Origin of the sequence: Methylotuvimicrobium sp. KM2 (assembly GCF_038051925.1) — a bacterium.
Lineage (GTDB): Bacteria > Pseudomonadota > Gammaproteobacteria > Methylococcales > Methylomonadaceae > Methylotuvimicrobium.
The window spans coordinates 2,882,200-2,894,511 of record NZ_CP150634.1; the positions used below are offsets into that span (position 1 = coordinate 2,882,200).

A 12,312-nucleotide genomic window follows, 5' to 3' on the forward strand; every position below is an offset into this window, starting at 1 on the left:
GTCATTCTCTGAATCGCACATGGATTGCATCCTTGAATGAAAAGATGTAGGGCATGCCTAGCGAGGATGTCGGCAACAGCCGGGTAGGTCGGGTTAGGCGGAGCCGTAACCCGACATATCGATGGGCAAAATGTCGGGTTACGCTAACGCTAACCCGACCTACGCTATTAATTTAGGGATCATAATCCCCTCTACCTTGTTCAGCTCAATGACTCAACTCGACTCACTACTGCAATTCGACCGCGACCATATCTGGCATCCCTACACATCAATGACAACACCCACGCCGGTTTATCATGTCGCCAGCGCCTCAGGCGTCGTGCTTAAACTGGCCGACGGCCGCGAATTAATCGACGGCATGTCGTCTTGGTGGTCGGCAATACACGGCTATAATCATCCCAAACTCAACCAAGCGGCCACGGAACAATTACAATCGATGGCCCATGTAATGTTCGGCGGCATTACGCATACGCCGGCAATCGAATTGATCGAGCGTCTATTGAAAATCACACCCGAGGGCTTGAGCAAGGTATTTCTTTGCGACTCCGGCTCGGTCAGCGTCGAAGTCGCATTGAAGATGGCCATTCAATATTGGCAAGCGCTCGGCAAACCCGAAAAAAACCGATTCGTGGCGCTTCGAGGCGGTTATCACGGCGATACCTTCGGCGCGATGTCTGTCTGCGACCCGGTTACCGGCATGCATCATTTGTTCAACCCCGTATTACCTCAACACCATTTCGCGCAACGGCCGGCTTGCCGTTTTGGCGAACCTTGGAACCCGTCCGATATCGATCCGTTGGAAGCCATTTTATCGAATCACGGCGACTCCTGCGCGGCGGTCATTCTCGAACCGATCGTCCAAGGCGCGGGCGGCATGTGGTTTTATCATCCCGACTATCTAAAATCGGTAAGCGCCTTATGCAAAAAATATGAGGTATTGCTGATCGCCGATGAAATTGCGACCGGCTTCGGCCGTACCGGCAAACTATTTGCCTGCGAACATGCCGGTATTTCGCCGGATATTTTATGCCTCGGTAAAGCCTTGACCGGCGGCTACCTGACGCTAGCCGCTACATTGACGACCGACAAAGTTGCCGAATCGATTTCGGATGGGCCGGCCGGCTGTTTCATGCACGGCCCGACATTCATGGGGAATCCTCTGGCCTGCAGCATCGCATCGGCGAGCATCGACTTATTACTCGAGTCGGATTGGCAAAGTCAAATCGCGGCCATTGAGGCCGGACTCAAAAAAGGCTTGGAACCGTGCCGCAACCTGGCTAGCGTTAACGATGTCAGGGTGCTCGGCGCGATCGGTGTCGTTGAAATGAAAGACCCTGTGAGCCTTTCCGAAATTCAAGACCGCTTGGTTAAACAAGGCGTTTGGTTAAGGCCGTTCGGGCGTTTAATTTATACGATGCCGCCTTATATAATCGACGAACGCCAATTGCAAAAATTAACCGCGGCGATTTTTGAAACCCTACAACTAACGGATCATTAAGCGTTATACTTCGCGCGGTTTAGAGTAGGTCGGGTTAGCGCTAGCGTAACCCGACATTTTGCTCATCGATATGTCGGGTTACGGCTCCGCCAAACCCGACCTACCCGGCTACGAACTTTCACAATAACGTTCATGAAGACCCGGCCATCGCCCCGGCAAATCAAAGTTTAACCGCGTAGCCCGGATTGAGCGCAAGCGCAATCCGGGGCGTTCGAGGCCACGCAATCCCCGTATTCCGCTTACGCTGCATACGGGCTACGCGCTTCTTCCGGCGAGTATAAACAGCGTAGTCCGGATGGAACCCAGCGCAATCCGGGAAGTTCGAAGCCACGCCATTCCCGTATTTCGCTACGCTGCATACGGGCTACATACCTTAATAGCAACTTGGGAAAGAGCGGAGCGGATTGGCCGTTTTTAGCTTGATGCGTATGGCTTGCAAACCCCGTCTTGCTAAGAAAGTTGGCTGACAAAAAAAGTAGGTTTCTGCCGTTAATTCTTTTGTTCCAACTGCCATTCGTTTAGCCAGTTGAACAAGGCTTCCTCTGTCATGGGTTTCGCAATGGCATAACCTTGACCATTTTCACAACCCAACTCAAGTAATTTCGATAAGTGTTCGGTTGTCTCGACGCCTTCCGAGATGACTTGTAATTTGAATATCGCGGCGAGATCAATAATCCCTTTAACTATCGCCAAATCCCCCTCGTCTTCCAGCATACCCAACACAAACGACCGATCGATTTTTAACGTTTTCGCCGGCAAGGTTTTCAAATAACTCAACGACGAATAACCTGTTCCAAAATCATCAAGCGCAAATACGACACCCAACGCTTGGCAAGCCTTCATCACCTTAGCGGCACGTTCATAATCTTCCGATGTCCCGGTTTCCCGTATTTCCAGTTCAAGACAGCCTGGCTGCAACTCGGGGTTTTCGTCAAGCTTGGCGGCTAAATTTTCAACAAAATCAGAATGCAATAATGCCCCGGGGGGCAACATTAATACTAATGGCAATATCGATTCCTGATTTTTTCCATTGATGCCAATAACTTAAGACCCTCGACAACACCCATTGGCCGATATTAATCTCCAACTGACTGCCTTGAATCATCGGTAAAAACTCGGCAGGGCTCAGTAATCCGCGAGTGGGATGTTGCCAGCGAATCAAGGCTTCAACACCCAGAAAAGTACCATCGCGAAGATTGATCTTCGGTTGAAAATACAACACAAATTCATTATCGGCTAATGCGCGCTCGATACGGGCAAATTGCTTTCCTTGCTCACAGGCTTGTTTTTCTTGAAGCACGTCGAACCGTTGAAATCGATTCTTACCTTGCTGCTTGGCTTGATACATCGCTTGATCGGCATGGCGAATCAGTGTTTCAGCATCGGCTGAATCGTCCGGATACAGCGTAAAACCCAAGCTTAACGATACCGACACATTTTGATTCGCCAGCAACATTTTTGCCGAAACGGCTTTAAGAATTCTTCGTAATATCGCCTTACATTCGCCGCTGTCATTGATATCCAACAATAACAATACAAACTCATCGCCGCCAATGCGTGCCAGCGTATCGCCTTCGCGTAAACAAGCCTTGATGCGACGGGTAACTTCGATCAATAATTGATCGCCGACTTGATGACCGAATCGGTCATTGATCGGTTTGAACTCATCCAGATCCAAATAGCACACCGCCATTAATTTTCGCGACCGCCGTGTATGAACGATGGCTTGTTCCAGTCGATCGGATAATAAAAAGCGGTTCGGAACCCCGGTCAAGGGATCGAAATGCGCGATACGTTCCAACGCATGCTGATGTTCTTTGATCGGAGTAATGTCGATAAACGAACCGATGAAATGATGGATACAGCCCTGATCGTCCCTGACGACGGCAATAGACGTCAATGCCGCGTAAATCTCACCCTGCTTGTTGCGATTCCAAATTTCGCCGTTCCAATAACCTTTCGACAGCAAGGCTTGCCACATGCTTCGGTAGAATTCGATATCCTGCCGCCCCGATTTAAGTATGCGTGGATTTTCGCCTTTGATTTCGTCAAGCCTATAACCGGTAATACGACTAAAGGCGTTATTGACATTGATAATACGGTTTTCAATATCGGTTATTACGATACCGTCATGGCTATAGGCAAAAACATTCGCGGCAAGACGTTGATCTTCTTCCTTTTGACGCAATGCCCGCCGCATCCGTTCGGTTTCCAACAAATTACGCACCCTAAGCTGAGCAATCTGGAGATTAAAAGGCTTGATCAAAAAGTCTGCCGCACCCAGCGATAAACCCTGAATTTCAGCTTCAATTTCACTCAACGCCGTCACGAAAATAATCGGTATATGCTGTAATTTAGCATCGGATTTAAACATGCGGCAGGTTTCATAGCCATCGAGATCGGGCATCATGATATCGAGCAAAACCAAATCGGGCGGAGTCTCGCTAGCCAGAGCCAAGCCTTTTTTCCCGCTAGTCGCTATTTGGATCTCGTATTGATCCTGTAATGCCATCCCCAATAGCGTGATATTAGCCGGTGTATCGTCGATTATAAGAATCTTCTGGCGCTCAATGCTCACAATGCGTTTCCCTTGGTCTCGGAGAATTTCTCACGCAATAATTTTAGCTGTAGATGAGCCTCCTCAAAATTCATATCGTTGATCAACTTACCAAGCGTGGCAAAATGCGAAGCAATCAAACTACCCTCCAGCTTTGCTTGCAGCATGCTAAATTGTTCAACGGCAGTAAACATATTTTTTTCCAATTGGCGCTCGAGACCATCGAGAATCTCGTTAATACCCTCGCAATTTTTGAAAAACATGCGTTCTTCATCGTTGCAAGTCAACGTCTTTTGCTGCTGAACCGCGGACAGATGGATATGGCTTTCGATAACGCTTATTAAATGCTCAATCGGAAAAGGCCGAACGAGTAACTCATCGATAAGCTCTTTGAATTCCGGCTCTAGCCCTTGTTGGCATAGTTGATCGCTAATGCCGATAATGAATGCTCGGGGAAGATGCTTGGCCGACTCCAAGACCCGAATCTTTCTCGCAAGCAGGCCAAGATATCTATTTTCCAAATTAGGTCCAATAATGATGGCATCCAACCCAAAATCCTTGTCGATAACGTCCGAAATTTGATCATCCTGATCGACACCAATCACTTCGATGGATCGTGCCTTTAGTTGTGCCGACAAATTAGCACCATGTCCGCAATCACTGTCGATCAATAACACGCGGCTTAGTCTAGGATTTGGATTCGATAATGGGCATGACTCATCGATATTGGATGGCAAAGCGCTGTTATCGATCTCATTATCGACGCGGGTAGGTATCCGAAACCAAAAACGCGAGCCTTGCCCTTCATCGCTCTCAAACCCTGCTTTGCCTTGCATCAACTCGGCAAAACGCGATACCAGCGACAATCCCAGCCCAGTCCCCACATAGCGCCGATTCGAACTGCTATCGACTTGGGTAAACGGTTTAAATAACTCGCGCTGTTTGTCCTTTGGAATACCGATACCGGTATCGCTGACCGAAAACTCCAATTGACAATTCCCGGACTCGTCAAGGACCGGACCCGCCTCGATCCGGATGGAACCGCGATCGGTGAATTTAATGGCATTACTGACCAGGTTGGACAACATTTGTTTAACTCTGAGCGGGTCAATTCGATAGACCTGTGCCTCGCCATCCACCCAAGCCGCATAAATCCTCAGGCCTTTTTGCTGGGCGGCGCCGGAAAAAAGTATCATGATTTCATTTAAAACCTTTTGCGGATGAACGGCTAAAAAATTTAGCTCCAAGCGATTCGCCTCGATTTTAGACAAATCTAAAATATCATTGAGCAAAGCAAGCAAATTAGTTCCGGACGTCAGAATCGTCCGAGCGCATTCTAGGCGTTTAGCATCATTGCATTCCTGCTTGGCTAATAATTGGGCCATGCCCAGAATCCCGTTCAATGGCGTCCGAATTTCGTGAGACATCGTCGCTAAAAAACTACTTTTGGCACGATTAGCGGCTTCCGCTTTACGAGTCTGTATTTTATTATTCAAAATCAGCGCGATGTGAGAAAAAAACGGTGCCAAATAATTGCGCATCTGTGCCGATCCCAGCAAATCGGACATTTTAACAACACCCAACATTTGATCGCCAATCGTCAAAGGCATCACCCATGTGCATGCCACCGCCGCAACATTATCTTTAAGCAAGGTATGGTTCAAATCGGTATTTTGTTCGACAAAATGATGTGTAGCGAAGACTTCTGCCACCAACGAATCTTCAATCTCACCGACAATCCGTTTTTCGCCGAATAAGTTGACATAGTGAATCTCGCCTTCGTCCAAATAATAAATCTCTGTATTGGTACCGCCTAAACTACAGCAAAGAGCCGCGATCATACTATCTAAGAAATAATCGATACCGGCAATCGGATTAAGCAATTCCACCATATGCAGGACAAGATGCAGATTGGCTTTTTCTTCGGATAGCTTACGGACACGATGTTCCAAATGCTCTATACGCCTTTGCAAATCATGTTCGTTTGAATTCATCATGCCCGTTCAAGTCGTTGCTTAATAGCTTCGAACACCACTTGCATTAAGTGTTCAAGATCCACTTCGAGCCACTGTAAAGGTAAATCCACAAAATCGGCCGCGGCTTGAGCGGCTTCGGAAAAATCGACGCTGCATGGGGTTTTGAGTGCAAGCATGAATTTATGGCTACTGTGAAAAATTTCGCGCACAACGGCAATATTGTTACCGAAACATGCCGTGATCATCGGTTGCCAAGTCAAGGCCCAATCCTCGACCAGAAAGTACGCTCCCCTTTCAAGCTCCTGCATGAAACGCTCGTAACCTAATAACATAACGATGCAATTTTGACCCCGGGTGCGGCAAGTGCGATGTTCTTCCAAATAATTGTCCATCAACGGATGGCAGCTGCCGTAAAAAACAAAGGTTTTGTCGCCTTTCGCCTCATGCTCTTGCAAGGCTTCGTTAAGCTCTTTCGATAAGCGATTCAGGTAATTGTGCAAGGCCGAATCCAAAAAATGCGTTTGTACATTCCAGCCATGAGTCCGAATCAAATAGTCGACTTCTTTGCGCAAAATACCGCAACCGACCATCGTCAATGGCTCTGTATGCTCCTGATGCAACACAAATTTTTTCATGTCAACTGCCCGTAGTCAAAGGCTGCCGTTATCATCGCCTTAATATTGCCCTCGGGTACCGCCAAAGGCATAACGCCATTACCGAATAAAAAATGTCCGCCCGGTTTGCCTATCTCTATGATACGCTTGACTTCGGCTTGTGTTTCCGCCTCATTCCAATGAATCATTTTGATATCGTCAATCACTCCACAAGTCAATCCTCTGGTATTGATCAAGCGTTTAGCTTCGGCCAAGTCAGCCAATGGACTGATGTAATGCGACTCGATGCCCAGTTGGTCAAACACCAAATCTATGACCCCATTAAACGGCGCCATGCCGCAGTAATAGACGACATCATCTACGCCGCCCGGCTGCAAATCGAGTTTCATCCAAGGCAACACGATTTCTTCGATGATTTTGTTACCGACGAAATAGGGAGAGCCGAACGGCGTTGAATACATCAGAACATTGGCTCCGGCCGCACGTAGCGCATTAATGTGCCGATGAACAAAATCAACGCATTTGCGCAACAATTCATCGCGCAGATCGGTCGGCCCGGTTAAAAACAGCTCCATCCATTTATCCATACCCATCAATAGCGCCGGCAAGGTCGTCGAAGCCGTAACATAAGCGCAAATGGCATGGGTCCGCCCTATTTCGGCGCGCAAAACCGCTAAACAATCGGCAATGGCTTGCCAAGCTTGATGTTGAGTGATATCGGTCGGGACTTCGAATTTGGCAATATCGTCCCAATTCTTGATCACGAAATCTTCTACATTAGGCACGCCGTCATCGGCAAATAATATTTTTTGGCAGCCCAACAATTCGGCTTCCTTGCCGACATAATGCAAACTCCACGCATTGTCATGACCGAAGCGCTTTAACATTCGCAATTGCGCTTCTGCAACACAATCGCCCCGTGCAAAATAATCTTGAGCGCGCATATCGAGTTCTCGCGCACCTTGATCGAACAAATTGCAAAAGATCGGAATACGCGGTGCCGGGTCGCCGTTTTTAGCCGCCGCTAAAATTTCTAAGGGTGTCATGGACTCACCTCTTTGATCAATTGAATAATAATTTTTGCCGCCGTCACGCCATCAGGAGCCCACGCATCGGCCCCCACTTTTTTATATAATTCCGGGTCGAATCGATAGGGCGCTCCACCAACCGCCAACTTTATTTTGTTTTCCAAGCCTCGCTCCTTTAATAAGGATCGAACTTTGATCGAGCCATTCTCGCCGGTTGCGGTATGCACCATCATGGCTGAGATCGCGATGACTTGTGCGTCGTTTTCAACGGCTTCGTCGACAAATTTTTCGGCGCTAATATTGATGCCTAAATCGATGACATCGACCATCAGCGATTTTAAACAACCTATCACGATACGTTTACCCAGCGAGTGCAAATCGCCATAGGCGGCTCCGATCACCACTTTGCCGATCGCCTCCGGTGCGCTGGTGAATTTCTCCAGCATTCGCTCGGTCACTTCGGAGGCGATTTGCGCCGTCATGAAATGTTGAGCCAAATTGGAATCGGGATCCTGTTCGATGCGCGCCATCATGGCTTCCACGGCAGGAATGACCAAATTGAACACAATATTTTCAGGACTGTAACCGTCCTGAAGAGCCCCGTCGACCACGGCCAATGCCGCCTGTTTATCGGTTTCGAAAACCGCTTCGTTGTATGCCTGCACATAACGACTCAACATATTCCGGCCCCCTTATGCCATCGGCTGCAAGCGCAATTGATCGATAAAACTTTCTTCATAACTACTGATCCCGCCTAAATTAATCGCTTTCGTCTTGCTTATGATCGCATTTAAACGAGCATTTGCATTTCGGTCCAGCAACAACTGCTCGCACCCGGCCAGACTCGCATTCGCAAGACGTTTGAATCTGTCGACCGGTAAACGAGGCAACAAGCCGACACGCATCGCATTATGCAAATCGAGGTGTTGCCCCAAACTACCGCAAATCCAAACCGCCTGTAAGTCGCTTGGTTTCAAATCGGCAAACCCGAGCAATTGCAACATGGCTGCAGCGGTCGAAGCCTTGGCTCGTTGAAAAATATCGATATCGCTACCAAAAATCGTCGACTGAGCATTGTTGGCATCAAGCCGATAACCCGTACCGCTCGGCTGCAATGATTGGGTAAAGCGACCGGAAGGTTTGAGTACCTGTTTGTCCAACATCACGGCAATCGCATCGATGAAGCCGCTCGCGCAATAGCCTCGAATCGGCTGGTCGCCAATTGTGGAAATCAGCCAACGCTCGCCGTCAGCGCGTACGCGATATATGGCGCCTGTTTCAGCCGTCAAGCCATTGCGCATCCCTACCCCTTCAAACGCCGGACCGCCCGGAACCGATGTCACCCATGCCGTAGTACCGTCCCACAGAGCAATTTCAGTATTGGTTCCCAAATCCGCCAACAGCCTCGGCTCGGGTTGCTCAGTTATACCTGTGGCCAAAAGATCGGCCAATAAATCCGAACCGACAAAACCGGCCAATGGTTGAACGATCGATATATCCGCATGGGGCATACGCCAATCTTGACGCCACGCGGCTATATCATCGATTCGGTACTCGACAGCAGTATGCCAGTTTTCAAGCCGATAAAGATCATCGCTATCGTTACCACCGCCAATCAACATTAACATGACGGTGTTTCCGACAATGCTAATCTTCCCGGTTTCGGCAAGGACATGAGCCACTTCCCCAAAATCTCGGCTTAATATATCTCGAATACCATCCAAGATAGCCTTGCGCCCTTCGGTCATCAAGCACCGCGAGGCTTGAACGTCCAATCGCCGGGCATCCAATCGAGTCAAGACATCAGCGCCGTGAGCCACTTGGGGATTGATGCCTACTCGGCAACCGATGAGCCGAGCGGTATGACGATTCCAAATAGACAAACGAATATGAGTCGTTCCTAGGTCGACCGCAATGCCATACGGTTTCCGAACCTCGTCGGTCACTTTCGAAAACACGACCGTAGGCCACTGGTATCGATCCGGACTCCTCCATTGCGACGGCGGAGCAGGATGGGCAAGGTAGGTTTCACCGTCACTCAAAGGCCTTAATTGACAAGCGAGCCTGCAGCCTTGCGCCAATTGATCCGGCAATAATTTCTGCCGTTCCGCCGGTGTCGGCGGATTGAACCGGCCGGAAATCACTTGTATCAAACAAGCGCCGCAAGTACCCAGCCCGCCACAGGCCGCACGAACACGAATTTCGGTGTGATCGAGCGCTTCTCGAACCGATGACGAACCGGACAGGTAAAGCTCTAAATCGCAATCATCCGTTCTCACACGCAACCGGTGATGTTTTTGTTGATCAATAGATTCTAAATTTTTTGGCATCGGTCTTTTAGCCGCAATTCCGGACACTATCTTGGAGGGTGGAACTCATATTACTATAGTAACGTTCATGAAGGTCCGGCAATCGATCGTCCCGGCAAATGAAAGTTCTCTGGTGGCGGAGGGTGCGGTCACTCGCCCGATAGGACGCCGGTGCCTATTTTTGATCTACGATGATGATAAATGAATTTTGAGGTCTTGATGTCAAACGATACCACGAGCATTGATAAGCGCCCTAGCATTCTGATAGTTGACGACGAAAGCGTCAATCTTTCGGTTTTCGGACAATGTTTGATGACGGATTATGCGGTATTGGTGGCAACATCGGGCGCTAAAGCCTTGGAAATTGCAAATAATACCTCACTAGACCTCATATTGTTGGACATCATGATGCCCGGCATGGATGGTTACGAAGTCATTAAAGCGTTGAAGGCTAATCCGAAGACGCAAGACATTCCTGTCATTTTCGTGACGGCCTTGACCTCCGAACTAGACGAAACGTTCGGTTTTTCATTGGGTGCGGCGGATTACCTCTATAAACCCTGCAACTTATCGATATTATCGGTTAGGGTCAACTCACAGATAGAACTAAAAAAAGCGCGCGAGCGCTTACAAAATCAAAATATCCATCTCGAGGCGGAACTGCAAAAACGCTTACAGGAACATCAATTGATTCAATCCGAACTGATGCAATCGGAAAAACTCGCCGCGATCGGTCAATTAGCGGCAGGAATCGCACACGAAATTAATAATCCCTTGGGGTTTATTTTTTCCAACCTCAATTCTTTTCAAGAATATGCCCTCGAAATTTTCGACTTGATCGACCAATACGACAATCAACTTTCCAAATGCCGGCCCCAACCGGACTGTCTCTCGAAATTACAAGACTTGAAGCAGCAAAAAGACTGGAATTTTTTGCGCGAGGATATCGCCGATCTGATTAGCGAATCCAAAGAGGGTTTAACCCGAGTGCGAAATATCGTCCGTGCCTTCAATCAATTCACCGATGACAACGGCCAAGACTGGCAGCAATGCGATATCAAGCTGAGCTTGGAGACGACCTTAAAAGTGTTCGTCTGCAGCCAACATATCCAATGCCGTATTCGCAAAGAATATGGCGACACGCCCGAGATCGAATGCATTCCTCAACTCATGAATCAAGTTTTTTTGAGTTTGCTGACCAATGCCTGGCAAGCCGTCGGCGAATCCGGTGAAATCATCATACGAACCGGTACCGATGACAAACAGATCTGGGTGGAAATTGCAGATGACGGCCCCGGGATTAGTCCGGAGCATCTGCATCGATTATTTGAACCGTTTTTCACGACGCGCCCCATTGGCAAAGGCATCGGCCTTGGCTTATCGACCGCGAATAATATCGTCCGAGCTCATCATGGCAGAATCGATGTTTCGAGCCAAATCGGAGAGGGCGCCAGTTTTAAGATTTGGTTGCCTATTCATCAAACGCATGACTGAATGATTAACTCTGCACAAACATCGACTACCTATTGCTACCGGCATACTCGCCGATATACTCCACTTCCACTTCGGCAAGCCCTTTAACGCCAATCGCTTTAGCCGCGCCTTTCGATAGATCGATCAAACGATTTTTGGCGAAGGGGCCGCGATCGTTCACGACCAAAATAATCGACCGGCCATTTTGCAAGTTAGTCACTTTGACTCTGGAAGGTAAAGGAAGCGTTTTATGCGCGGCGCTTAAACCTTCGGGATTAAACTTGACGCCCATCGCAGTGCGATTGCCGGATTCGGCGCCATACCAAGAAGCAATGCCTCTTTCCTTATATCCATTGGGATTGGTCAAGGGATAGTAGCGTTTGCCTCTAACTTGATAAGACCTATTATAAGGCGCATCCCTCTTGAATTCGATAACTCTATCGAAGCCATCATCCGGCACCGGCTGTTTGGAAGAACAGCCGAATAACATCGTAGCGACAATCGCCAAAACGGCGACGAACCCGAAATTACGTCCAAAGGGCAAATGATACGGTTTTTTATGCAACAACTGAAAAGCCATAAGATACTTAAAATTCAATATATTAATTAGCATTCTTAAAATAGCTTAATAAACTTAACGTCTGCTGAAGAACAACTGGCGAATCGATACGAGCGCCAGAATATTTCCGCTTAAAACCCAAAAGTACCGATTATCATCACCGTCATTCTAACCGGCCGCGATTTGCAGTAAAATCTTAAATGTTACATACTCCCAGATCAAAAAGGGGGGCTTATAATCATTTTTGATTGAGTTCACGATACTACAAATCCAGCCGCAGCTCATCCATCAAATTTAA

The 12,312-nt window shown here is 48.2% G+C and carries 10 protein-coding genes; 2 read left to right on the forward strand and 8 right to left on the reverse strand.

Annotated elements, in window-relative coordinates:
- Positions 1-208: 208 nt before the first annotated feature.
- Entirely contained in the window at positions 209-1,498 is a 1,290-nt protein-coding gene (gene bioA, locus WJM45_RS12135; RefSeq protein WP_341325362.1) for an adenosylmethionine--8-amino-7-oxononanoate transaminase, read from the forward strand.
- A 489-nt stretch (positions 1,499-1,987) separates the two neighbouring features.
- Here the strand turns inward: bioA and WJM45_RS12140 are convergent, their stop codons facing one another.
- From WJM45_RS12140 to WJM45_RS12170, 7 genes are read right to left on the reverse strand one after another with little or no spacing between them, the layout of a single operon-like run.
- On the reverse strand, positions 1,988-2,506 hold the full coding sequence (locus WJM45_RS12140) for an EAL domain-containing protein (RefSeq protein WP_341325363.1): 519 nt from the start codon (positions 2,504-2,506) through the stop codon (positions 1,988-1,990).
- On the reverse strand, positions 2,460-4,076 hold the full coding sequence (locus WJM45_RS12145; protein ID WP_341325364.1) for a diguanylate cyclase: 1,617 nt from the start codon (positions 4,074-4,076) through the stop codon (positions 2,460-2,462). The genes WJM45_RS12140 and WJM45_RS12145 overlap by 47 nt, the downstream gene beginning before the upstream one ends.
- The gene (locus WJM45_RS12150; RefSeq protein ID WP_341325365.1) at positions 4,073-6,052 is read right to left on the reverse strand and encodes an ATP-binding protein; all 1,980 of its coding nucleotides are present in this window, start codon (positions 6,050-6,052) and stop codon (positions 4,073-4,075) included. Before WJM45_RS12150 ends, WJM45_RS12145 begins: the two co-directional genes overlap by 4 nt.
- Positions 6,049-6,666: a DUF1638 domain-containing protein gene (locus tag WJM45_RS12155; RefSeq protein WP_341325366.1), complete on the reverse strand. Its 618-nt coding sequence runs from the start codon at positions 6,664-6,666 to the stop codon at positions 6,049-6,051. Before WJM45_RS12155 ends, WJM45_RS12150 begins: the two co-directional genes overlap by 4 nt.
- Positions 6,663-7,691 carry a uroporphyrinogen decarboxylase family protein gene (locus WJM45_RS12160; RefSeq protein ID WP_341325367.1) on the reverse strand — a complete coding sequence of 343 codons (1,029 nt, stop codon included), beginning with the start codon at positions 7,689-7,691 and terminating at the stop codon, positions 6,663-6,665. Before WJM45_RS12160 ends, WJM45_RS12155 begins: the two co-directional genes overlap by 4 nt.
- Positions 7,688-8,353, reverse strand: coding sequence for a cobalamin-dependent protein (locus tag WJM45_RS12165; protein ID WP_341325368.1), 666 nt, complete (start codon positions 8,351-8,353; stop codon positions 7,688-7,690). The genes WJM45_RS12160 and WJM45_RS12165 overlap by 4 nt, the downstream gene beginning before the upstream one ends.
- A gap of 12 nt (positions 8,354-8,365) precedes the next feature.
- The gene (locus tag WJM45_RS12170; RefSeq protein ID WP_341325369.1) at positions 8,366-10,003 is read right to left on the reverse strand and encodes an ASKHA domain-containing protein; all 1,638 of its coding nucleotides are present in this window, start codon (positions 10,001-10,003) and stop codon (positions 8,366-8,368) included.
- Positions 10,004-10,201: 198 nt separating this feature from the next.
- Between WJM45_RS12170 and WJM45_RS12175 the strand changes: the two genes are divergently transcribed.
- Positions 10,202-11,476, forward strand: a complete 1,275-nt coding sequence (locus tag WJM45_RS12175) for a response regulator (protein WP_341325370.1) — start codon at positions 10,202-10,204, stop codon at positions 11,474-11,476.
- Between the two features lie 25 nt (positions 11,477-11,501).
- Here WJM45_RS12175 and WJM45_RS12180 read toward each other — a convergent pair whose 3' ends face one another.
- Positions 11,502-12,035 (reverse strand): septal ring lytic transglycosylase RlpA family protein, encoded by a 534-nt coding sequence (locus WJM45_RS12180; RefSeq protein WP_341325371.1) that lies wholly within the window; start codon positions 12,033-12,035, stop codon positions 11,502-11,504.
- Positions 12,036-12,312: the final 277 nt, after the last annotated feature.

What these genes read in the sequence shown, in the direction of transcription:
- WJM45_RS12155 (WP_341325366.1), bottom strand. Translation starts at nt 6,666, where the DNA reads ATGAAAAAATTTGTGTTGCATCAGGAGCATACAGAGCCATTGACGATG.
- WJM45_RS12170 (WP_341325369.1), bottom strand. Translation starts at nt 10,003, where the DNA reads ATGCCAAAAAATTTAGAATCTATTGATCAACAAAAACATCACCGGTTG.
- WJM45_RS12180 (WP_341325371.1), bottom strand. Translation starts at nt 12,035, where the DNA reads ATGGCTTTTCAGTTGTTGCATAAAAAACCGTATCATTTGCCCTTTGGA.
- WJM45_RS12165 (WP_341325368.1), bottom strand. Translation starts at nt 8,353, where the DNA reads ATGTTGAGTCGTTATGTGCAGGCATACAACGAAGCGGTTTTCGAAACC.
- bioA (WP_341325362.1), top strand. Translation starts at nt 209, where the DNA reads ATGACTCAACTCGACTCACTACTGCAATTCGACCGCGACCATATCTGG.
- WJM45_RS12160 (WP_341325367.1), bottom strand. Translation starts at nt 7,691, where the DNA reads ATGACACCCTTAGAAATTTTAGCGGCGGCTAAAAACGGCGACCCGGCA.
- WJM45_RS12150 (WP_341325365.1), bottom strand. Translation starts at nt 6,052, where the DNA reads ATGATGAATTCAAACGAACATGATTTGCAAAGGCGTATAGAGCATTTG.
- WJM45_RS12175 (WP_341325370.1), top strand. Translation starts at nt 10,202, where the DNA reads ATGTCAAACGATACCACGAGCATTGATAAGCGCCCTAGCATTCTGATA.